Raw genomic sequence first — 23,520 nt, 5'->3', positions numbered from 1 at the left:
GACGGATAAGCCGGGTGATGATAGGTTATTTTTCAAAGAACGCGAACCTAATAGCTTGCCAAAGCTATATTTATTATATACCCTTACGGGCGCACTTGCAACTGATCTTGCGCTCCGCCTTCCCAAGCATCCATAAAGGGGCTCAGGTAATTCTCAAGTTCGGGATAAGAAGTCAGAATAGTAAATGTATCTGCATATTTCTTATTCAGGAACTCGATAGCATGAGGAAATGTGCAATATTTTCCATTCTTATATATTTTCAGATACCAGATAATGGCGGCCAGTAAGATAATAGGTGATTCCACAAAGAAGTCCCCCTGTTTTTGTATCCATGTCTTATTCAGGTTAAGCATTATCGTATATGCCGATTCGTATGCGTCACTAATGTCGGTCATAAACTCGGGAGCAATCGGGTTACATCGGTGGCTTTTAGCCGGATTATCGAAGTTTATTACATAGAATTTTGGTTTCACCTTGTATTTATCCATATTCTTCAATAATTCGTTATAAGCAATGGTACTCAAATCATCAAATTTGTAATCATATATATACATAGAGAACCCTTTGCTTAATTGCTGCCTGATATAATTATTGACAATAGCATAAGATTTTCCACTTCCCGGAGTTCCCAAGACAATAGAAGCCCGAAAAGGATTAACAACATTTATCCATCCCTTATGTTTCCTCCCTTTGTATTGAAATAATGTGGGCAGGTTTACCGAATATTCGTTCTCCATCAACCGTGTTTCCTGCATGAATGATTCATTCTCGTTGTTGAAAACATCTTCCATCAGGTTGGTCTTTAATAAACGACTCATCCAAAGTCCGGCCATCAATAACAGTATATATCCAATGGTCATGGTAAAAATATAAATACCGGTATTGGCAACTAATGGCAAAGGTAAAACCAGTATCCACCAGTTGAGAAAGAAAAATATAAAGCCAAAGAACAGGAATACATATATCTTGCTCCATGTGATTTTTTCCTCCTTTACACCTTTTGTCCCCAGACAGGATAAAGCCAGAAACACCACAGCAAATAACTTTGTCCATAGGATATTTGAAAATAGTCCTGCGGTATTCTGGAAATTCAGCAGAATTTTATCCACAACTCCTATATTAATACCCGTTTCCCGAATAGACTGGTAACAGAACCAATAAATATGAATGATTACAAATAATATACTAATGGCCCTCATGAACTCCATTACTTTGGCTAAGCCTCTTAAATCATCTTCGTTTTGCATTTTATCTGAATTTTTAATTGTTAGTAATTTTGAAATCTGTTATAATTTCGGCCTGCGTGGCTTTTTCTTCTTGCGTTTCATCCGGTTAGAAAAAACAATCTCTTCATAATTATCCCCGTGCTGTTCCATAGAGAAAAGCCCTGCCATGGCCTCGACTGCCGACTCTTGAGAAGTAGTGTAGTCCTTGTCATTATCGAATACCTGATTATTGGTAGTTTTATCATCAGATTGTCCGTTAAATAGATTCTGAAAAGTATTAGCCGAAAATTCTTTACCCATCTTTGAACCATTGAATACTGCTTTTTCCTGATGGTCGATAAAGGTTACCCCATAGATACGTTTATCCTTATTCTCCCGGAATAATACGGAGATACCATTCTTTGCCAGCTCCTTTTCAAAATTCTTACGCTTCGGTTTGCTGTGTAGAGCATTTGAAACTATGGCTTTAGTTCTGTTATATACCGGATTTTCTCTCATTGACTTTTTAGAAAAGGCAATCCGGTTCTGCAAAATATCATAGCCTACATCCCTCCCAATCAGAGATGCCTTAAATGGATTACCTGTTTTTTCTCCTTTCTTATCCAATGCCGAATAAACCAACCCGTTGTAGGCTTTATCCCGAACCTCTCCTTTTACTTCTTCTACAGTTACACCATAAATATTGAGGAGCGCCCGATACTCATTGATGCTTTGAAAGCGGTAGTCTTTCATCAGGCTTTTAGCAATGTTTCCCACTTGCCTTTTTACATTACCTACTTTGATGTCCACAGGCTTTAGTGGTAAGTTATTACTGTTCTTTTGTTGTTCAGCCGGTAGCAGATTGTACTTCTTTTCAAGTTCCTTTCGGATAGTATCAGACCGCTTTTTCTCAAAAGAATCGTTTATCTTTTTACCATTCTCGTCTATCCGTATTGATACTATATGAATGTGTTTCCGGTCAATATCGTCATGCTTATATACCAGATAGGGTTGCCTGCCATAACCTAACTTATCCATGTACTCCTGTGCTATACAGCTTAACTGTTCGTCGGTCAATACATCATCCGGATGAGGATTCAATGAAATATGGATAGTCGGATTTATAGTTTTATTATTAGCTGCAAGATAAGGAGCAAAGGAGCGCATACATAGAGGAATATTATAAGAACCATCTATTGTGCGGATAATATTTTGACTGAAAAGAACATCTGCCTGACCTTTATCAACCTTGGTCTGGTTATATGATAGTGCTCCGAAAAGCGATTTACCCGAGCTGATTTTGGCTACCATCCGCAAGATATTTTTGTTCAAACTCGTGTGTCAATTCTATAATTTTCTTATTCAACCCAGCCAATTCGATAGTTGCCTGCTCCAGTTTATAAAGAAAAGCCAATGCTTTTTTCTCTCCGAAATTGGAGTGAAGCATCTTTATAAGTTGGTTGTAATTGTGCCCGATTGCACGGAACTGGTCAAAAAATGTTGTCAATCGCATATAATAATCATGCAGCCCTTTATCTATTTTGACGACTTTTACAGGGTTGTCAAATATGCAGGAGGTAATAAAGTGAGCCATATTCTTGGCTTCCGATTGATGATAAAGAGTCGTAAAGCGAATTTCGTCTGCATCGTTCAGGTAAAATACATGCCGGTTCTTCGCCGGATCTGCAAGGGGGATTCGTCCACCCTTGTTCTTTAAATTATTCTTCTGTTTCATAAACATTAATAATTTGGATAATCAGTGAAAAATATGACTTCGGAATATTTTTATCCCCCGATTTCAGAGGAGTGGGGCAAGATGGTTTTAAGGCACTTAAAACAGTTTTGAGTGTACTCAAAACACATCTTGCCATGTTCTGACGAACATTAAAATCCGCCGAGTTAATAATGAGAGCGGATTTGTCATTTTAGCTGAAAGGGGATAACTTTCAGCTAAAGGAAAATATGATGATTGTCATAGAAAAGATAGCTTAGAAACTATCCTTTTACCGTTACAATACTACCCCATATATCCCATTGGCCAGGAGTTTATATTCCAAAGCCACGAAGATATAAACTATTGAAATACAGCGAATGGACATAGTCGGACAAAGGCTGCCAGCCTATTTTGAGGAGCATTTTTTTGTCTGTGGTCATTAATTTTATTGGGAGTTGTAATACTGAAATTTTCTATTTCCATAATGAAAAACAACAATAATAAGATGTCACCATTATAAAATAAAAGCATCTGTTTTAATAGATAAACTATTGTTTTTTAATATTGTATCTGATTAGCTGGCTAGCCAATTAGCCGGATTGCCATATGATTTAGGCATCGGATAAATAATCGGCATTGAGGTTTACTGATTCCCTTGCTTCCTTGTCAAATAATTATACAGCTGATTAATCAGCCTTCCTATTAACTGCATAATCATTACTCTTACCATTTAGTTTGCTTTATGACTACTCACCCAGTTTGCTTACCTGTTAACCGTCAGAATAATCATCCCTCTAATCAACAGGCAAATTAGTCACATTGCTTTACAGTTATTCACTTACCTGATATTCTGGTTTGTGGGCTGGAATGTTATCTACATGAATATGCAGTAAGCCTGCTGATAGGCTATTTATTTAATTAGCCTTTTGGTTATCCTCTCTTCCTGATAATTGATTTTCTAACTACTTGGCTGGTCTTCAAAACATCAAAAAGGCGACATAGCAGGACAAAGACTTCCTGAGTAGTTGATATTGAATGAATTAATGAAAAATCTATCTTCTTTTGTGTGAAAATCAGCCGGAAGGCATCAGTATAAACCTCAAAATATATCTATATGGAACGTGAAACATTATTTATAGCATTCAGTACACAAAAAGGGGGAGTAGGTAAAACAGCTTTTACGGTTCTGCTGTCCAGTTATATGCACTATCTGGATGGAAAGTCGATTGCTGTTATTGATTGTGACTTTCCCCAGCACAGTATCATGGAAATGCGTAAACGGGATTCCGAGTTAGTTTTCAGCGATCCCTTTTATAAGCGTATGGCCTTTAACCAATTCAAGGAAATAAAGAAAAAAGCTTACCCTGTCATCGCCAGTAATCCTATTGATGCGATAGAAGATGCAGAAAAACTTATTGCCGGCAGTGCAGAAAAAATAGATATTATATTCTTTGACCTGCCCGGAACAATGAATAGTAAGGGAGTCGTAAAAACACTGCGAGAGATGGATTTTATCTTTGCTCCGATTAGTGCTGACCGTCTGGTACTGGCCAGTACACTCAGCTTTGCTTCTTCCCTGAATGAAAACCTGATAACAGTAGGTAAATCCAGCATAAAAGGGTTATACCTGCTTTGGACTATGGTCGATGCCCGGGAAAAGACACCATTATATGATGCCTATACAGATGCCATCGACGAATTGGGCCTGTCTATACTTAATACCCGTATTCCCGATACAAAACGATTCAGGCGAGAAATGGACGAAACGCACCGTCCCTTTTTCCGCTCTACAGTCTTTCCCCCTGATAAACAGCTGATAAAAGGCTGCTATATAGAAGAATTAGTAGCAGAAATATATCAAATTATTAATGTTTAGTCATATGGCAAAGAAAACAGAAGAAGATATTGATGAAGACTTCATCATTGCATCCATGAATATGACGGGACCTTCGGCTTTAAATAAGGTCAGAAAGCCGGATAATATTCCTTCACAAAAGCAGGAACAAGAAACATCTGAGGATGAAAAAGAGTATACGGAGTTGGCTACACAGAAGGAAGGTAAAGAGAGCAAAAAGAGAAAGACTAAGGGTAATTATGAGGAACTGTTTATCAGACCTTCCGATATTACGGGCAGGCAGGAAAAGACTATCTACCTCCGAGAAGACCATTATGATCGTATTGACAAGATGCTCAAACTATACCGCAACACAAAGCTGTCTGTCTTTTCTTATGTTGATGCGGTACTGGAACATCACTTTGAACTTTATAAACAGGAGATGAAAGAAATACATGATAAATTATATAAAGCCCCTTATGAGTAGCAGATATGTTGTACAGATAGTTATTGTGATTGCTTCAGTTGTGTTGGGTATGTTTCTTTATCCGATTTTACTAAGAAAAGTGATACGACTTGTTGAATGGATGTATTGGAACCTACCCGGAAAAAAGGAAGACAAAAAAGAGGATAAAGTAAATAAAGTAAAGCCTGATGTAAATGAAAAAACTTCCGTAATCGGGGAAAGTAGAACAAAAATAGGACATAGCCGGACAAAAACTTCCTCAGATGCTGAAAATGAAAAAGTTATAGAAAAAGAAAATACTTTTGTTCCGGAAACGGACGAAGATCCGGGCTTGATGGATGATGTCGATGTCCCATTGGAACGATCCGAAAGTTTACCACAGGAAGAGATTGATCCGGAAGAGGAAGCGATTGAACTTGAATTGGAGAAAGGGGCTATCCTGGCAAGCGGAGCCAGCTATGACGAACTGGTAAACACCGGACAGGTAATTGCCAAAGAGAAACCATCGGATGATGAAAAAGATGAAGCCGGACGTGTCCTGTATGAGAATAAGTTCACCGAAATAGTAGAACAGGTTATTTCAAATGATGAGCAAACGCTGACAAAGGTAAATACCCTTATTCGTTTCCATATGAAAAAGCATAACCTGAACCAAGAGGAGGGAATATCCGGCTCAGAGGAGTTTGAGAGTTTTGACATTAACAGTATTTTTTAGGAGTATAAACAATTTAAAACAATGAGCCTATGTAAAAATCAATTAACAGTAATCAGTCAACAGTTAACAAATAAACGAGTTGACAAGTATTTCCGGTCGTAGATTCTGTAAAACAAGACAGCCTGCGGCTGCACTAATTATCCAGATTATTCAAGTTTAACCCGCCGTGGGGCCTATCCAACCTTACGGCACCTAAAAGAATCAAGATTTATGAGAAAGAAGACCCTTCTTTCTATGGCTATGTTCTTAGCCATAGGTTCAACCCTTTTTGCCCAAGGAAACGGTTTACAAGGTATCAATGACGCTACCAATATGGTAACATCTTACTTCGATCCCGGAACAAAACTCATTTATGCTATCGGGGCAGTAGTTGGTCTTATCGGAGGAGTAAAGGTGTACGGGAAGTTCAGTTCAGGCGATCCCGACACAAGTAAAACAGCCGCTTCGTGGTTCGGAGCCTGTATCTTTCTGATTGTTGCAGCCACTATCCTTCGTTCATTCTTCTTGTAAGGGTCGCAGACCCTCTTATTAACTCAAATGAGAAATAAAAATCTACATGAGTTCAACAACTATTAAAACAAGAAGAATGGAATACTCAATCAACAAAGGGATTGGCAAGCCCGCTGAATTCAAGGGTTTGAAGTCTCAATACCTTTTCATTTTCGCAGGAGGACTGCTGTCCGTATTTATAGTCTTTGTGATTATGTATATGATAGGCATCAGCCAGATAGTATGTATCTGCTTTGGAGTCACTACAGCCGGCATACTGGTCTGGGGAACTTTCTACCTGAATGATAAGTACGGGGAATTCGGACTAATGAAGATGCAAGCCATAAGCCACCATCCTAAGTATATCATTAACCGGAAAAGGATTGAAAACCTATTCCATAGAAAAAGGAAGGAGGCTGGCCTATGAGAAATACAGCCAAAGCAGCAACACTGGAGAGTAAATTCCCCTTATTGACAGTCGAACATGATTACATCCTGAGTAAAGATGCCGACCTGTCGGTAGCCTACCGTGTAGAACTGCCCGAACTGTTTACCGTAACATCCGCCGAATACGAAGCAATGCACTCCGCTTGGCTGAAAGCAATCAAGGTTCTGCCTAATTACAGTGTCGTACATCGTCAGGACTGGTTTGTGGAGGAAAAATACAAGCCAGAACTGGATAAGGAGGATATTAGTTTCTTATCACGGAGTTTTGAACGCCATTTCAATGAGCGTCCGTTTCTAAACCATAATTCCTACCTGTTCGTTACCAAGACGACTAAAGAGAGGGCACGCCAGCAAAGCAACTTCAATGCACTGACACGGGGCTTTATCATTCCCAAAGAAATGCAGGATAAGGAAACCCTTCAGAAGTTTATTGAAGCAGTCGGGCAATTTGAGCGGATTATTAATGATTCGGGGTTTATTAAACTGATTCGTATTACAACTGATGAGATTGTCGGCACGAGTGAGCAAGCCGGAATTGTAGAAAAGTATTTTTCCCTTTCGCAGCAAGACACGACCTGTTTACAGGACATTGCACTGAAGGCAGGAGATATGAAAATAGGAGATAAACACCTATGCCTGCATACACTATCGGATGTGGAAGACCTGCCGGGGAAAATCAATACCGATATCCGTTATGAACGTTTATCTACCGACCGGAGCGATTGCCGCTTGTCCTTTGCTGCTCCTATCGGAGTGTTGCTGTCTTGTAACCATATAGTTAATCAATACATCTTTATTGATGATCATACGGAGAATCTCAAACGTTTTGAGAAACAGGCACGTAATATGCATTCCCTGTCAAAGTACAGCCGTTCCAACCAAATCAATAAAGAGTGGATCGAAGACTACCTGAACGATGCTCATAGCTATGGACTGACTTCGGTGCGCTGCCATGTCAATGTAATGGCATGGAGCGATGACAGGGAAGAACTAAGCCGGATAAAGAACGATGTGGGAAGTCAGCTGGCATTAATGGAATGTAAACCAAGGCATAACACGGTAGATACAGCGACTTTGTTCTGGGCGGGTATTCCGGGTAATGCGGGGGACTTTCCAAGTGAAGAATCCTTCTACACCTTTATCGAGCAGGCATTGTGTTTCTTCATCGAGGAAACCAACTATAAAAGTTCGCCTTCTCCGTTCGGTATTAAGATGGTAGATAGGGTAACGGGAAGACCTCTCCATGTAGATATTTCCGACTTACCCATGAAAAAAGGAATTATTACCAACCGTAACAAATTTGTACTGGGACCTTCGGGCAGCGGAAAATCCTTTTTTATGAATCACCTCGTCCGCCAGTACTGGGAGCAGGGCACGCACGTTGTCCTTGTGGATACGGGTAATTCCTATCAGGGCCTATGTGAGATGATCCGCAGCAAGACTAAAGGGGAAGATGGGGTCTATTTTACCTATACCGAAGAGAATCCGATTTCTTTCAATCCGTTTTATACGGATGACAACCAATTCGATGTGGAGAAAAAGGACAGCTTGAAAACCTTGTTACTGACACTTTGGAAAAGTGAAGACGACAGGATATCCAAGACTGAATCGGGAGAGCTGGGCAGTGCCGTCGATGAATATATCAGGCGGATACAAACAGATCGGAACATTGTGCCAAGTTTCAATACTTTCTATGAATTTATGAGAGATGAGTATAAAGCCGAACTGGGTAAACGGGAAATTAAGGTAGATAAGGAGGATTTCAATATTGATAACCTGCTGACTACGCTTCGTCAATATTACAAAGGCGGACGCTTTGACTTCCTGTTAAACTCGGATAAGGAACTGGACTTGTTGAACAAACGCTTTATCGTATTCGAGATTGATGCCATCAAGGAAAACAAAGACCTTTTCCCTGTAGTAACCATTATCATTATGGAAGCCTTTATCAATAAGATGAGACGGTTGAAAGGTATTCGTAAACAATTGATAATTGAGGAAGCATGGAAAGCCCTTTCTACTCCGAATATGGCCGAGTATCTGAAGTATATGTATAAAACCGTCAGGAAGTTTTATGGTGAAGTCGTTACTGTTACACAGGAGATCCAGGACCTTCTTTCTTCAGCGATTGTCAAGGAAAGTATTATCAATAATTCGGACTGTAAAATACTTCTTGACCAGCGAAAGTATATGAATAAGTTTGACTCAATACAGGAACTGCTGGGACTGACGGACAAGGAAAAGTCACAAATACTATCCATTAATATGTCCAATAACCCGGGACGGTTTTATAAGGAGGTTTGGATCGGTCTGGGGGGCGTACAATCGGCTGTCTATGCGACGGAAGTTTCCAAACAGGAATATCTGACCTATACGACAGAGGAAACCGAAAAGTTGGAAGTATTGAGGTTAGCCAATAAGCTGGGAGGGGATATAGAACAGGCAATAAAACAACTGGCAGGAAGTAAAATAAACAAAAGCTAAAAGCTTTCTACAACAATAGTTACCCCTATATATAGACTCTAAAATTAAAAAGAAGTGTTCGGATTTTTCATGTGGCTTCATTTTCAATCGACACACTTGATTTTATTCCGAATTAACAACCCTGAATAAAAATAGTATGAGAAAGTTATTATTCAAATACATATTGTTATCTGTCTTTCTTTTATCGTGCAGCGGATTACGGGCCCAGTTCTATTCGTTGGGCACCAATATCCCGGCATTAGGAACTGCAACCTTCAACGCGGAGATAAGTATGACCCTAGACCGTAAATGGTCATTGCACTTACCGGTCTATTATAATCCTTTTGTCTTTAGTGATAATAAGAAATGGCAGAATTTCACGATAATGCCCGGAGTACGGTACTGGTTACTGGAATCCTATGTAAATGCTTTTGCAGGGGTTAATGCAATCGGTTCGAAATACCATCTGACATGGAAAGACAGCCGTTATGAAGGAACAGCTTATGGTATAGGGGCCAGTATCGGATATGCGTGGATGTTGTCGACACGGTGGAATCTGGAAGTGGAGGGAGGGATCGGGCTTGTTTGGGCAGATTATTCCCGGTACGAGTGTGAGAAGTGTGGCAGGAAGGAAAAAGATGACTCCCACTGGGTAACGGTACCCGATAAGCTCTCCCTCTCTCTTATTTATTTATTTTAAATCTAAATGAAAATGAAATTGAAATTTTCGACATATCCTTTTGCGTACCTGACCGGTGTTGTCATGATACTTTCCTGTATAATACTGATAACATCCTGCGGCACAAAACATATCAACCGGGATGCTCGGGCGAACATCCATTTGCCGGTCAATCAGGTAGAAGAACAAAAGGATATAAACAATAGTAAAAAGCTGCCTTCTGTCATTGACATGAAAGACAGGCACGGCAATGTGACTACCTATGCACAGACAGAAACGGATGAAAAAGGCAACAGCCATATTTCCGTGCAGCTGGGAGAAGTGACGGTAACCGCAAAGCTAAAGAATGTACCGGAGCGTTTCGGGAAAGTAGATGTGGATTTTATCGTATCGGTACCGGAAGAACTTATAAACAAGAACTGGCAACTGAACCTGACCCCACACCTGATAAAGGCAGACAATATATCGGATTTTGAAGAATTGGTTATTAGCGGGGAAGACTTTAAGAAAATCCAGCAAAAACAATATGCGGATTTTGATAAATACCTTTCACAGATTGTCCCTGACAGCTTATTCAATGAATATTTTGTTAAAACAGGTGCTTTTAACCGCTTTATCAGCCGATATAACCGGAATGAACTGCAACGGGTTTTCAGAGATTCGATGGATCATGTGGGTTATTCAAAATATAAAGCCAGGCTAAACAAACGCTATGAGTTTTTCAATAATAAAATGTGCCGTAGCAGGAATTGGTTATGGCAAAAGCTGTCTACTTCTAAAACAAATGAACGCAATATTGAATTTAGACGGGATACCCTGGCATTAGCTGCTTTATATACAAAACGATACGAACAAATAGTAAACCTGATTCCCCAGTTTCACTTATTACGTGAATTCTCTCCACAGTATATAAGAAAAAAATACCGAGATGAGAAATATTCCATTGGTTTCACAAATGACTATTCACCTGTTTCCGCCGCCGATTCGGCTTTCATCAAGAAACGTTTCCTGAAGGATAAATCGATAGCTGAAAATCAAAAGCTGATTGACAACAAACATATCGCTTTTGCTGATATGGTTAAGTACCCCAGAAACGATAGGGCAAGGCTCGATACGGTTATCTATAACAAAGGAAAATTTGAGTATTACTATAAACAGGAAGTCATGGCTGATGAATACAGCCGCAGGATGAAAATCTATCTCGACGGGTATGTCCAATCGGTACAGGATGAAAATTTTCTGTTGCCTCATTCCGATACGCTCGACTATATCGTTTCATCGATGGTGCAGTTCTTAGATACGACTCCCAGGTATATGCGTAAAATCATTGAACGTAAAGCGACTTCTTCACTCAGAGCCAATATTACCTTCAAAACGGGTAAGCACGATATGGATATTGAATTGGGGGACAACCGTTACGAACTGGAAAAAGTACAGGATATGGTGGACAACCTGACAATGGCAGATGTATTTGAAATGGATAGTATTTCACTGGTCGCAGGATGTTCGCTTGAAGGCAATTACCGTTCAAATATGTCCCTTTCGAAAAAAAGGGCTGAAGAAATTCAAAAATATTTATCCGGATTATTGAGTGATATCGACGGTATTGGCAATATGCTGAAACCATATCCGAAAGGCGAAGACTGGGAGAATTTAAGCATGTTAATACAGGATTCCGTTCACAGCTCAAACAAACAGGCAATACTCGATATAATTGCTGCCAACACAGATCCGGACGATAAAGAAACAGCTATAAGGCAAAAATACCCTGCCGAATATAAAGAGATCAGGGACCGGTTATATCCTTTATTGAGGGCTGTAGATTTTACCTTCCATGTACATCGCAAAGGAATGGTAAAGGATACGATCCATACGAGTGAACCGGATACAATTTATGCTAAAGCGATGGAATTTATGAATAAACGCAGGTATAGCGATACATTACCGATCTTGTCGGAATACAATGATTTTAATACGGCTATATGTTTAATGAGCCTCGGCTATGACGTTGCAGCTTATAATATCCTGGTAAATGAAACTGAAACGGCAAACAGGGAATATTTGCTGGCTATTGTCGCCTCCCGCATGGGAAAGGTAGAGGAAGCCGTCAGCCGGTACCTGCGCTCTGTCGAACTCGACCCTGCAAAACGTTGGAGGGGGACTCTTGATCCTGAAATCAATAAACTGATTAAAGCATATAACCTAAATAACGATGACGATGAATAGGTACGCATATTTAAAAGCATTGCTTTATGCCATTTTGAGTATATGCTGTAGTAACAGTTGTAGCCTGGTCGATTTTTCAGAGGATTGTACCTATTATGGCCATGTGGAAATTAAACCGGACTGGTCGGAATTACCGCAGCAGAAAGGAAAGCCAGGCTTAACGGATATTCATTTCTTATCCTGTAATGCCAATAACCGGGATTTTAGAATTTCAAACGATACGATCGTAAAGGATATGATTGCATCAACCTATAAGGTCCTGGCCTTTAATTCTTATGGTTTACAAAATATCTCCTTTACCGATATGGGTTGTCCGCAAACGGCAAATGCAGTTTTGGATACTTATGAGAGGGATAGTAAGGTGTATACCTATCAGGCACCGGACTTATATGCTGCTAATATCGATCTGACAGTGGTTCCTTTTGATACGGTTATTTGTTCGCCCCTACTCAGGCCGGCAACAAGGCAGGTCAATATCCATTTTATAGTTATAGATAACGGTATTACAAAAGTCGAAGCAATAAATGGGGAATTATCAGGAATTGCCTATATCTACGGGTTGGAAAATCTCGACCAGATAAAATCTTCTGCCCGGATAGCTTTCAATAGTGTCAGGTATTCGGAAAATGACAATATTTACTCTTCCGGGTTACAGGTATTCGGGATAAATCCGGATAAACAGGGACAGGGCAGGATCGATAATCTGCTTGATATATCATTGCTGACGACCAACGGGAACTCATACTCGGAAACAATTGATCTGACTTCTGTTTTCAGTGGATTTACGACACGGATTATAAATATTACAATTGAAATACGGCTCGGACTTTCCGGTATCGAAGTGTCTGTCTCCGGTTGGAATGTCAGTGATGGCGGGCACATCGAGTTATAAATACTAGTAATCATTTAAAATTCATAGAAATGAGATATTTATTAATAAATGTAATCGCAATCCTTACAATGTCCGGTCTCTTGTCATGTATCGATAATGATTTACCGGAGAATACACCCTCTCCGGAAGCCGTGCTGATGGATATAAGGACTGTTATGGTACCTGAAAATGCTAGCTTGGAGGAAAAAGTCGGTGGTACAATCCGCGAGTTTCATGTTGGGGATTCCATCGGTTTATACCTGCCGGATTATTTCTGGGGCAACCAGTTTGTCTATACTTACTGGGATCAATATGCATGGATAATGTCCGAAGCGGTATGGTTGTTCTCCGAACCACAGCGTGTGTTTGCCTTTTACCCGTACCGGTATAACGAACACGGAAATTTCTTTTTATATGACGTAGTTGTCGAACATACATCACAAACCGACTATATGTATGGATGGCCTTATGAGCCATATGTGAATATAGACCAGCCCCATGCCTTCCTGCTGATGCACCATGCGCTTAGTCTGATACAGTTTAGATTCGTTAAGAATGATTATGCCGCCGGAATGGGGCATATACAAAGAATCACAATCCGTAATAAAGAAGGCGGTAAACATTTGCATAGCAAAGGGATTATGCATTTTGAGTTTGAGATGGAGGGAGCTATTGAAACCCTGGATGGATATTATGAGGAGGCAACTGTATATCCTGTCGATCTGGTGATTCCTAATCCGTATGAAGATGACAATGAGTTATTGTCTGTCATGGTACTGCCTATGGACCCAATAATAAACGACGGGGATGTGGTTTTTGAGATTCAAATCGATGGGGCTGTTTACACATGGCCTGTTCCGGCAGGAGTTATCTGGGAAAAGGGAAAAAAGTATACCTATCTGGCCGAAATGGTAGCAGCGGGTAGTAATCTGAAATCTGCTTTGAATCAGGGGAATATTAATATTAAGATAATCCAAACAGCTGAATGGTGATGAAAAAGATATGTTTAATAATTGCATCCGGCTTATTTCTTTTATGTGGCTGTGAACAACAGGATTTTTTAGAGGAACAGGGTAATAGTGATACTGCTTTATCACTTGAAGTTGCCGGTTTAGGCATCTGGACAGCAGACGGAATATCAAAATCAGTATTCGAGCAGGGAGACCAGATCGGTTTACATATATTTTCCGGCAATAACGCTTCACAAAATAAAATAACATATGATGGTACAAAATGGTCTTTGCAAACATCGGTCCTACTGTCCGAATCGGATAAAGAGATATATGCTTATTATCCTTTCAACTCTGAATATACACCGGATAATCCGGTATTCATAGATCATACCAGTGGCATTGATTACCTGTACAGCAGTGCATATACGGTAAACCAATATAACCCTTCTTTATTATTGGAAATGAAGCATGCACTGGCTCTTATAGAATTTGAGTTTGTAGCTGTAAACTTACCGTTTCCCATCATGATTGAACGTATCTTAATAGAAGGTACCGGCCTGCACAGCAGGGCAAAACTAGACCTGCAGACCGGTAATCTGGAATATGTGGAAGGCATATACAATCCTGCTATTATTTATGGATGGCAATTGGATAATGAATATGCCACATATGGAATGAAAGTTAACCTGATGGTCGTTCCGGTCAAGGCGACAGAAGCTGCAATGGGGATCATCGTAAATTTTCAATTTGATAGTTTTATCAAGTCATGGCAATTTCCGTTAAGTACGATCTGGCAAAGCGGTAAAAAGTATACTTACAGGGTATATATAGAAGGAACCCATTTGTGGGTGGTACAGGCAGATATCGCAGAATGGACAGATGGCGGATATACCCGCATACCATTAATTTATTAAGGAGTAGAAAATCATATACTAATCAAAAACTATAAAGCAGAAATAAGGTGCCAAAAATCTGTGATATAGCAATTTCTAAACAATTAATTTATTAAATCATGAAAAGATTCTTATTATCTATGGCGGTTATTGCCGTATCAATAACAGGTTTTTATAGTTGCAGCAATGAGGAGGAAGGAATTAACCGGACTGCAAATGGTACGGCCAACCTGAGTATTGAAACCGAGATATCAGCAACAGGTACTGCATTGAGGTCTACAAAGTCCTCATTAAGCGCCTTTGGAGAAGGTTCTCAGCTTGGATTGTATGTTACTAACGGGACAATGGGTAGTGATTATCCGCAAGGGCCGTATAATAATGTAATGGCTACATTAACATCCGGTAAATGGGTATTGAATCCATCTGTAAAATTAGGGATTACACCGGCGACTATTTTTGCCTATTATCCTTACAACCCGGCTCAGGGCTATACATCTACAAATTTCCATGTTTACCATACGAACCAGGTCGATTATATGTATGGTACAAATGCCGAAGGACAGGGAAGTATCAACCGGGACAACCCGAATGTACGCCTGCGCATGAACCATGCCTTATCCTTGTTGCAATTTAAAATCAGCAAGATGAATTATCCCGGGGAAAGCAAGCTGACAAGGATCGAAGTTTCCAATGCTTCGGGTAAAATGGACTTAAAAAGCTCTGCCACACTGGATATTGCCACGGGTGCATTGACATTTTCGGATGCAGGGTATGAACCTGCCTTTATTGAGAATGTAAACGGGTTATATAATATTTTAGAGCCTTCGGTTGCTGAAGCTGATATTAATGAGGTAATAGTTATACCGGTTGACAATGTGAATGCAAACGGGAACATACTTATACGGTTCACTATTGATTCCACAGTATATAGCTACTCTGTACCGGCGAACACTTCCTGGAAACAGGGGTATAAATATACCTACGATGTTCTCGTTAACGGTACTGAGCTGGTCATCGACGATGTGGTTATTACAGACTGGCAGGAAGAGGCGAATAATGGAGGACGTATAGACTTCTATTAAGTATTACACAAAACGGAATGGAAGAACTCTTCCATTCCGTTATATCTCTGACAGAAGAATCATTCTGTAGAAATCAATTTTATTTAATTAAATATTTTGCTGCATGAAAATAAAAATCTTCATGTTGTGCCTAAGCCTTGTGCTTTTCACAACCCATATAAATGCTCAATGGACAGTTATTGACCCTTCCAACCTGGCACAGGGAATAGCCAATACAACCAAACAGATTGTACATACTTCCTCGACAGCGACTAATATGATCAATAATTTTAAGGAAGTCCAAAAGGTTTATAATCAGGGAAAAGAATATTACGATGCCCTGAAAGCTGTCAACAATCTGGTAAAAGATGCCAGGAAAGTCCAGAAGACCATACTGATGGTTGGAGAAGTATCGGATATCTATGTCAACAGTTTCCAAAAGATGCTTCAGGATCCGAATTACACCATAGAAGAACTCAATGCCATTGCATCCGGCTATGCCAAACTGTTGGAGCAAAGCAATGATGTATTAAGCGAACTGAAAGAAGTCGTTAATATCAGCACCTTATCTCTGACGGATAAAGACCGTATGGAAGTTGTGGATCATTGCCATGACTCGATGGTCCGTTACAGGAACCTTGTTAAGTATTACACCAATAAAAATATTGGCGTTTCTTACCTCCGGGCAAAGAAAAGCGGTGAGACCTCCCGCATAAATGCCTTGTATGGTAATCCGGACGAACGCTATTGGTAATCTTTAAGCAAGAATAACTATGGATTTTGATCAATTTCATGAAACATTACGGACACTCTATGACCAGATGATACCATTATGCAGTAATATGGTCGGAGTAGCCAAAGGGATAGCCGGACTGGGTGCATTATTTTATGTCGCCCACCGTGTCTGGCAATCTCTCTCTCGGGCAGAACCGATAGATGTGTATCCGTTACTGCGTCCCTTTGCCATCGGTCTTTGCATTATGTTTTTTCCGAGTATTGTACTGGGCACCATCAATAGTATATTGAGTCCTGTCGTTCAGGGAACACACGGGATGCTCCAGTCTGAAACATTCGATATGCAGAAATATGCAGAGATAAAAGACAAGCTGGAATACGAAGCCATGCGGCGAAACCCTGAAACCGCTTATCTGGTCGATAATGAAATCTTCGAAGCCCAACTGGATGAACTGGGGATTATGGATGCGGGACAGATAGCAGGCATGTATATCGAACGGGGACTGTACAATGCCAAGAAATGGATACGGGAAGCATTCCGCGAGGTGCTTGAGATCATTTTCAAAGCGGCAGCGCTGGTGATAGATGTAATCCGAACTTTCTTCCTGATAGTACTGGCTATCCTCGGACCTATTGCCTTCGCCATATCTGTCTGGGACGGCTTTTCATCGACCCTAACCCAATGGATTACCCGCTATGTATCGGTCTATCTGTGGCTGCCTGTTTCGGATTTATTCAGTACAATACTAGCCAGGCTTCAATCATTGATGCTACAAGCTGATATTGAACGGATGCAGGCTGATCCGAACTTCTCACTGGACAGTTCCGATGCCATTTACATTGTGTTCCTGATTATAGGTATTATCGGATATTTTACCATTCCGACAGTTGCCGGATGGATCATCTCAGCAGGAGGTATGGGGAACTTCGGTAAGAATGTAAATCAGACTGCAACCAAAGGCGGAGCAATCGCCGGAGGTGTAGCCGGTGCCGCAGGTGGTAATATTGTCGGAAGGTTAAAAGGAAAATAGGATTATGCCGGAGCTAATAAAACTCCAAAGAGAAGAGTACTTAAAACATAAATACAGTGTAAGGCTGTATTTAGAATGATAAGTAAACAATCCATCAGCAAACTCTTTCTATTATTCTTTTCAGCAACTGCCCGAATAATAAAAACACCCAAAAGTATAACGTTTACCATAGAAATTATACAGCCCAAAGGAAGAGACAGGTAAAGAGTATTAAGTAATAAAGAACCAACAGCAGATTTATTACTATCCAAAATAAAAGGCAGTGCAATGAAAGACAGCACCATAATTATTGATGTAATAATGAGGTAATGCTTTAATACTCTTCTGTTTCCGGGTAAAGCCATAGTTCCGCTATTTAAATACAAATATATAAATGGAATTTAAGTCATTAAAAAATATTGAAACAAGTTTTAAGCAACTTCGGATTTTCGGCATTGTGTTTCTGTGTATGTGTGCCCTTGTTACGGGTTACTCCGTATATAGTGCATATAACTTTGCAGAAGCCCAGCGTCAGAAAATATATGTTCTGGATAATGGAAAATCACTGATGCTTGCTCTCTCTCAGGACCTGTCACAAAACCGTCCCGTAGAGGCAAGAGAGCATGTCAGGCGTTTCCATGAACTCTTCTTTACCCTGTCTCCAGACAAAAGCGCCATTGAAAGTAATATCAACAGGGCGTTGCTCCTGTCCGATAAAACAGCTTTCAACTACTATAAGGACTTGTCAGAAAAAGGCTACTATAACCGGATTATATCGGGAAATATCAACCAGACGATCCAGATAGACAGTGTTGTCTGCAACCTGAGTGTCTATCCCTATCAGGTAGCTACCTATGGAAAGCAGATGATTATCCGGGAAAGTAATATAACCGAACGTTCCCTGATTACATACTGCCGTCTGTTGAACTCAGTCCGCTCCGATAACAATCCGCATGGCTTTACCATAGAAGGTTTTGAGATCAAAGAAAATAAGGATATCCGTGTCCTTGCCCGTTAAAACCACTGCCTATGAAAGAACAATTAAAAGAACTGGCTTATTGGTTTGAGGATAAACTCAAAGACCTATGTGGGGAACTGACACCCGACAAACGGATAATAATAATTCTGATTATGCTCCTGATACTGACAGTAGGTAATCTTTATATCACATTCTCGACCATTTACAATTGGGGAAAAGAGAATGAGAAAAAACAGATGGAGATTGAACATATCAGACAATTGGAATTGGAACAGTATAAAATCAAAAAGTATGATTTTATGGACTCTGCTATAAACAAAAGACTGTTCGACCTGCATCGACAGAAAATCAAACAGGACTCTGTTAACAGTATAAAAATTAACAAACAAAGATTCAAAGAATATGAGCGAACAATCAGGAATAAGCCCGGTACAAAAACAAAAGCTTAAGAAATATGTCGTATTCGCATTGATGGCGATTGTTTTTGCGGGCTGTATGTGGCTGATCTTTGCTCCTTCACAAGCTGATAAAGCCAAAGAACAGGAAGGAACCGGCTTTAATGCCGATATACCCGATCCCGATGGAGGAGGGCTTATCGGTGATAAGAAAGATGCCTATGAACAGGAGCAAATGCAGAAACGCCAGCAAGACAGGATGCAATCCCTTCAGGGATACATGGATGTTCTGGAAAATGAGACAAAGGATAAACAGCAGGTTAGCCTTTCCCTTACAGATGAGCCGGAACAGCAGTCCCCAATACCACAACAGAAAGAGAAGAAAACTCCGATCAGTAATTCGGTTTCTGCCTATCAGGATATAAACAAGACACTGGGGAGTTTTTATGAGAAACCGCAGGCTGATCCTGAAAAGGAAGAGCTAAAGAAGAAGCTGGAGGAACTGGAAGCTAAAGTACAGGAAAAAGAAAATGCTAAAAGCTCGATGGACGAACAATTGGAACTGATGGAGAAATCCTACCAGATGGCAGCAAAGTACCTGCCACAGGGACAACCGGACAATACCTCTTCTCAGGAAAGCCTGAGTAAAAAAATATCCAATGGTACAGTAAAAAGTAGTAGTGACAAGGATAAGACAAAAGTTACACCTATCCGGCAGATACAGAACCGGACAGTCACTGCACTTTCTCAAAACCTGAGTTATGAGGAACTGTACCGGATGTATGACCAGTCCAGAAATACAGGTTTTAATACCATGGGCGGAGAGACAGGCGTATCGGAAAAGAATACAATTTCTGCCATTATCCATGATGACCAGGTTATAGTTGACGGACAAACAACCCGTTTAAGACTCACTGAGCCATTAATGGCAGGAACGATGCTTGTGCCGGAGAATACTATTGTAACCGGAATAGCCAAAGTTCAGAATGAACGGCTGGATATACAAATATCCTCCATTGAATACCAGGGAACCATAATTCCAGTAGAAATGTCAACCTATGATTCGGATGGACAAAGAGGCATTTATATTCCAGGTTCATTGGAAATGAATGCCGCCAAAGAAATCATGGCGAATATGGGAAATAGTGTAGGCACAAGCTTTACCATGACAGAGAGCACAGGTGCACAACTGACTTCAGATCTGACAAAAGGAGCCATACAAGGCTTATCTGCCTATATGCAGAAAAAGATAAAGCAGGTAAAGGTTACGCTGAAGTCCGGATATAAGGTAATGTTGATGCCGAAAAACAGTTAGTAGTCAACAACAATAATAACTAAAATAAAAATCAAATGAGAAAATATATAGTCGTATTAGCATTAATGATAGCAAGTCTGAGTATTAATGCCCAGACAGAAGAAACAATTCCTGTTGTAAACAAAACTTCGGAAGATATGCAGGAAGATCTTCAACAAGTTCTCAAACCCACATATGGAGATTATTATGAAGGTTTATCCAAAAAGATAACCTTCGACCGTATGATACCACCATACGGGCTGGAGGTGACTTTTGATAAGACGGTGCATATTATCTTTCCAGCCCCGATTCAATATGTGGATTTAGGCTCAAACCGTATTATTGCTGGTAAAGCAGGAACATCGGAAAATATCCTGCGGGTAAAAGCCTCCATCAAAGACTTTGAAGCCGAAACGAATATGGCAGTTATTACTCAGGATGGCAGCTACTATACCTTCAATGTAAAATATGCCAGTGAGCCGGAGAAGCTGAATATAGAAATGAAAGATTTCATGCATGATGGTATAGCTGCCAACCGTCCGAATAACTCAATGGATATTTACCTAAAGGAATTGGGGAGTGAGTCTCCCCGCATTGTATACCTGGTAAACAGGGCGATTTACAATACGGATAAGCGGTTGGTAAAGCACATTGGGTCTAAACGTTTCGGTATTCAATATCTGTTGAAAGGTATTTACTCCCATAATAACCTGTTGTATCTGCATACTTCCATCAAGAACTCGTCCAATGTGCCTTTCGATATTGATTTTGTGCGGATGAAGATTGTCGATAAGAAAATGGTAAAGCAGACAGCTATCCAGGAAACGGTTATCTATCCGTTGCGTGCCTACAACTTTATTTCGTCAGTTGGCGGTAATCAGGTAGAGCGGACTGTCTTTACTATTGATAAGGTAACGATACCAAACGACAAGCAACTGGTGATTGAACTCTTTGAAAAGAACGGAGGGAGAAATCAATCCTTTGTGATTGAAAATGAAGACCTGTTACGGGCAGAAGAGATTAATGAACTAAAAGTCAAATAGGGTTATAGACCTTTTTATTAAACATTGAATACAATAACATATGTATAGATATAAAATAGCTTTATTATTTGTTCTGAGCCTTGCCCTGATTGGGCAGGCTCAGGCTCAACGCTACCTGCCGGGACAAAAAGGCATACAGGTTACAGGAGGCTTTGTCGATGGTTTTGCATTGGAAAAGAAAGACGGGCAGGCATTCTTCGGTGGTGTCGGATTATCTGCTTACACGAATAATGGTAATCGTTGGGTATTTGGTGCGGAGTATATGCAAAAATCGCATGAGTATAAAGATATACTGATACCTGTATCACAGATAACGACTGAAGGTGGTTATTATCTGAAATTCTTATCGAATGCGAGTAAAACAGTATTCTTCTCGGTTGGGGCTTCGGCTATGGCAGGCTACGAGACTGTGAACTGGGGCAAAGAACTGTTATTTGACGGAGCAACCATTATTACTGAAGAGAATTTCCTATATGGTGGAGCTGTATCCTTTGAGATAGAGACTTTTCTCTCGGACAGGTTTGCCTTACTTGTCAATGTAAGGGAGCGGATACTACTTGGTTCAGAAATCAATAAGTTCCATACACAGATAGGAATAGGATTCAAAGTAATCATTAACTAAGGTCTCAGACCTTTTTATTAACAATACCAAAAACAAGAGAATTATGAGAAAATGTGCATCATATATAATCTTTACGCTATTGCTTGCTGCAATAGCGTGTGCCTGTAGTGACAATATTGATATTAAGCAAGGCTATGAATTCCAGATTACTCACCTGCCTGTTCCGAAAAAACTGAAAGTCGGGGAAACTGCTGAAATCAGGTGTGAATTGGAACGGAGTGGATATTTTAATGAAGCTGCATATCGCTTTCGGTACTTCCAACCCGATGGAAAAGGAGTGTTGCAAATGGATGACAGTGAGCCATTCTTACCGAATGACTATTATGATTTGACAAAAGAGACATTCCGATTTTATTATACTTCCCATTCCGATGAGCAACAAGTGATTGATATTTATTTCTTCGATAATAGAGGAAATTCTTTTACTCTTTCATTCACATTTAATAATGATAGTAGTAGTGAGGAGGAAGAGGTATGATGACAATGATGGTGGTTTCGTATATTATCAGTTGGATAAATATGATTTATTCGTATCTGACTGTAAAAAGTGATACAGAGTTGTGGGGAGAGGAAATTGAATAAATTAAGAAAGGGCTATTTTGTTTAAAAATAGCCTTTTTGCTACTGTTTGTTTAATCTTACTAGGATAAAATTAAAGGGAATCTCACCTCGGTTTTTGTTTCTTTTTTACCCGCACAGGCTCATTGAAAAAAGAAACGGACTGAAAAATCAGTCCACTTGCTCTTTAGATTTTAAATAGGTCGGAACATACCAACTATCCTTATACTTATCCCCAATAAGGTTGAATGTTCCCGATAATCCACTATCATCTGCATATTTTTTGGCTTCCGATATGGTTTTGAACTCACCTAACTTCTTGAATCCTATAAATAGCTTATACATAGTCTTGTTGTTTTTATGTTTTTCTACTTCTGTTTGTAAAATGGCATACGCCTCATTATAATTGTTCTTTTTCTTTTCCAACTTAGCTTTGGCTTTAAGTAGCTGCTCATCTGTATTTTCATCAAAGAACAGATTATTCTGTGTTTCATCTTTTATATATTGGGCAATAACCCTCTCGACTTTTGTTATCTGTGCCTTTGCGGAAGCTACTTTCGATAATAGAAAATTAAATCCTGTTTGTAAGCCTGTACGCTTGTCGTATGCACAATGATATACTGTTATCCGTTTGCGTGGATACTTACAGACAAGTTTTGCTCTTCGCCATTCGATAAGCCACTGCCAACGGTCTACCATTTCTCGGGGTAAATCTATTTTGTGCAGTATCTCCCGATTTCGGTTTTCATCCCTTACTTCAAAAGTGATATATACCCAATGCTCTATCTTTAGTTCTCGTTCAGCTTTTGCCAAATCTTTAGCATACTGCATCCAATCGTCCATTACTTCCTGTGCCATATTAATACAG

General features: G+C 39.9%; 24 protein-coding genes and 1 pseudogene. 20 read left to right on the top strand and 5 right to left on the bottom strand.

Translation table 11 applies throughout. The features are described 5' to 3' along the window. Positions 1 to 95: 95 nt before the first annotated feature. The 3 genes and pseudogenes from BUC12_RS18805 to mobA form a co-directional block, all read right to left on the bottom strand. Positions 96 to 1,247: pseudogene (locus BUC12_RS18805) on the bottom strand (YWFCY domain-containing protein); the annotation flags it as partial. Positions 1,248 to 1,286: 39 nt separating this feature from the next. Then, positions 1,287 to 2,516: a conjugal transfer protein MobB gene (mobB, locus tag BUC12_RS18800; protein WP_062184703.1), complete on the bottom strand. Its 1,230-nt coding sequence runs from the start codon at positions 2,514 to 2,516 to the stop codon at positions 1,287 to 1,289. Then, a complete protein-coding gene (gene mobA, locus BUC12_RS18795) occupies positions 2,491 to 2,940 on the bottom strand; it encodes a conjugal transfer protein MobA (RefSeq protein WP_062184699.1) in 450 nt (149 codons plus the stop codon). Before mobA ends, mobB begins: the two co-directional genes overlap by 26 nt. A gap of 1,093 nt (positions 2,941 to 4,033) precedes the next feature. Between mobA and BUC12_RS18790 the strand changes: the two genes are divergently transcribed. The 14 genes from BUC12_RS18790 to traJ all read left to right on the top strand — a co-directional run bounded on the left by BUC12_RS18790 (position 4,034) and on the right by traJ (position 17,782). Then, positions 4,034 to 4,795, top strand: a complete 762-nt coding sequence (locus tag BUC12_RS18790; protein ID WP_062184696.1) for a ParA family protein — start codon at positions 4,034 to 4,036, stop codon at positions 4,793 to 4,795. 4 nt (positions 4,796 to 4,799) lie between these two features. Next, positions 4,800 to 5,240 (top strand): DUF3408 domain-containing protein, encoded by a 441-nt coding sequence (locus BUC12_RS18785; RefSeq protein ID WP_157257597.1) that lies wholly within the window; start codon positions 4,800 to 4,802, stop codon positions 5,238 to 5,240. Further along, positions 5,233 to 5,934, top strand: coding sequence for a hypothetical protein (locus BUC12_RS18780; protein WP_139262125.1), 702 nt, complete (start codon positions 5,233 to 5,235; stop codon positions 5,932 to 5,934). The genes BUC12_RS18785 and BUC12_RS18780 overlap by 8 nt, the downstream gene beginning before the upstream one ends. Before the next feature lie 210 nt (positions 5,935 to 6,144). Then, positions 6,145 to 6,444 carry a DUF4134 domain-containing protein gene (locus BUC12_RS18775; RefSeq protein WP_062184687.1) on the top strand — a complete coding sequence of 100 codons (300 nt, stop codon included), beginning with the start codon at positions 6,145 to 6,147 and terminating at the stop codon, positions 6,442 to 6,444. A 76-nt stretch (positions 6,445 to 6,520) separates the two neighbouring features. Continuing rightward, positions 6,521 to 6,850 (top strand): DUF4133 domain-containing protein, encoded by a 330-nt coding sequence (locus tag BUC12_RS18770; protein WP_062184684.1) that lies wholly within the window; start codon positions 6,521 to 6,523, stop codon positions 6,848 to 6,850. Next, a complete protein-coding gene (locus BUC12_RS18765; protein ID WP_062184681.1) occupies positions 6,847 to 9,354 on the top strand; it encodes a TraG family conjugative transposon ATPase in 2,508 nt (835 codons plus the stop codon). The genes BUC12_RS18770 and BUC12_RS18765 overlap by 4 nt, the downstream gene beginning before the upstream one ends. 136 nt (positions 9,355 to 9,490) lie before the next feature. Further along, positions 9,491 to 10,033 (top strand): DUF3575 domain-containing protein, encoded by a 543-nt coding sequence (locus BUC12_RS18760; RefSeq protein ID WP_062184678.1) that lies wholly within the window; start codon positions 9,491 to 9,493, stop codon positions 10,031 to 10,033. 12 nt (positions 10,034 to 10,045) lie between these two features. Continuing rightward, entirely contained in the window at positions 10,046 to 12,238 is a 2,193-nt protein-coding gene (locus BUC12_RS18755) for a hypothetical protein (RefSeq protein ID WP_062184674.1), read from the top strand. Beyond that, complete coding sequence (locus BUC12_RS18750) at positions 12,231 to 13,130, top strand: DUF5119 domain-containing protein (RefSeq protein ID WP_062184671.1); 900 nt, start codon at positions 12,231 to 12,233, stop codon at positions 13,128 to 13,130. The genes BUC12_RS18755 and BUC12_RS18750 overlap by 8 nt, the downstream gene beginning before the upstream one ends. A gap of 29 nt (positions 13,131 to 13,159) precedes the next feature. Next, positions 13,160 to 14,101, top strand: a complete 942-nt coding sequence (locus BUC12_RS18745) for a fimbrillin family protein (RefSeq protein WP_082141951.1) — start codon at positions 13,160 to 13,162, stop codon at positions 14,099 to 14,101. After that, positions 14,101 to 14,976 carry a fimbrillin family protein gene (locus BUC12_RS18740; protein ID WP_062184664.1) on the top strand — a complete coding sequence of 292 codons (876 nt, stop codon included), beginning with the start codon at positions 14,101 to 14,103 and terminating at the stop codon, positions 14,974 to 14,976. Before BUC12_RS18745 ends, BUC12_RS18740 begins: the two co-directional genes overlap by 1 nt. A 98-nt stretch (positions 14,977 to 15,074) precedes the next feature. Next, on the top strand, positions 15,075 to 16,037 hold the full coding sequence (locus BUC12_RS18735; protein ID WP_062184661.1) for a fimbrillin family protein: 963 nt from the start codon (positions 15,075 to 15,077) through the stop codon (positions 16,035 to 16,037). A gap of 103 nt (positions 16,038 to 16,140) precedes the next feature. After that, the gene (locus BUC12_RS18730) at positions 16,141 to 16,770 is read left to right on the top strand and encodes a DUF4141 domain-containing protein (protein ID WP_062184658.1); all 630 of its coding nucleotides are present in this window, start codon (positions 16,141 to 16,143) and stop codon (positions 16,768 to 16,770) included. A 19-nt stretch (positions 16,771 to 16,789) separates the two neighbouring features. After that, on the top strand, positions 16,790 to 17,782 hold the full coding sequence (traJ, locus tag BUC12_RS18725; RefSeq protein WP_062184655.1) for a conjugative transposon protein TraJ: 993 nt from the start codon (positions 16,790 to 16,792) through the stop codon (positions 17,780 to 17,782). 2 nt (positions 17,783 to 17,784) lie between these two features. Here traJ and BUC12_RS18720 read toward each other — a convergent pair whose 3' ends face one another. Further along, a complete protein-coding gene (locus BUC12_RS18720) occupies positions 17,785 to 18,126 on the bottom strand; it encodes a hypothetical protein (protein WP_062184652.1) in 342 nt (113 codons plus the stop codon). 29 nt (positions 18,127 to 18,155) lie between these two features. Between BUC12_RS18720 and traK the strand changes: the two genes are divergently transcribed. Genes traK through BUC12_RS18690 form a run of 6 tightly spaced genes read left to right on the top strand, consistent with a single transcriptional unit; the run spans position 18,156 to position 22,572 of the window. Continuing rightward, positions 18,156 to 18,779, top strand: a complete 624-nt coding sequence (gene traK, locus BUC12_RS18715) for a conjugative transposon protein TraK (RefSeq protein ID WP_062184649.1) — start codon at positions 18,156 to 18,158, stop codon at positions 18,777 to 18,779. An 11-nt stretch (positions 18,780 to 18,790) separates the two neighbouring features. Beyond that, positions 18,791 to 19,189 (top strand): TraL conjugative transposon family protein, encoded by a 399-nt coding sequence (locus tag BUC12_RS18710; RefSeq protein ID WP_082141949.1) that lies wholly within the window; start codon positions 18,791 to 18,793, stop codon positions 19,187 to 19,189. Further along, the gene (gene traM / locus BUC12_RS18705) at positions 19,143 to 20,450 is read left to right on the top strand and encodes a conjugative transposon protein TraM (RefSeq protein WP_062184646.1); all 1,308 of its coding nucleotides are present in this window, start codon (positions 19,143 to 19,145) and stop codon (positions 20,448 to 20,450) included. The genes BUC12_RS18710 and traM overlap by 47 nt, the downstream gene beginning before the upstream one ends. 35 nt (positions 20,451 to 20,485) lie before the next feature. Continuing rightward, positions 20,486 to 21,472 (top strand): conjugative transposon protein TraN, encoded by a 987-nt coding sequence (gene traN / locus BUC12_RS18700; protein WP_062184643.1) that lies wholly within the window; start codon positions 20,486 to 20,488, stop codon positions 21,470 to 21,472. Between the two features lie 40 nt (positions 21,473 to 21,512). After that, positions 21,513 to 22,094 carry a conjugal transfer protein TraO gene (locus BUC12_RS18695; protein ID WP_062184640.1) on the top strand — a complete coding sequence of 194 codons (582 nt, stop codon included), beginning with the start codon at positions 21,513 to 21,515 and terminating at the stop codon, positions 22,092 to 22,094. Between the two features lie 43 nt (positions 22,095 to 22,137). Beyond that, a complete protein-coding gene (locus BUC12_RS18690; RefSeq protein WP_062184636.1) occupies positions 22,138 to 22,572 on the top strand; it encodes a TraQ conjugal transfer family protein in 435 nt (144 codons plus the stop codon). Positions 22,573 to 22,823: 251 nt separating this feature from the next. On the opposite strand, the gene BUC12_RS18685 is transcribed toward BUC12_RS18690, so the two are convergent. Further along, the gene (locus BUC12_RS18685; protein WP_062184633.1) at positions 22,824 to 23,510 is read right to left on the bottom strand and encodes a hypothetical protein; all 687 of its coding nucleotides are present in this window, start codon (positions 23,508 to 23,510) and stop codon (positions 22,824 to 22,826) included. Positions 23,511 to 23,520: the final 10 nt, after the last annotated feature.

It is taken from the genome of Indolivaga macrotermitis, assembly GCF_900128985.1.
In the GTDB taxonomy this organism is placed as follows: Bacteria; Bacteroidota; Bacteroidia; order Bacteroidales; family Dysgonomonadaceae; genus Dysgonomonas_A; species Dysgonomonas_A macrotermitis.
The sequence above is the reverse complement of the archived record's forward strand: the minus strand, read 5'-3'. Positions and strand labels throughout refer to the sequence as shown.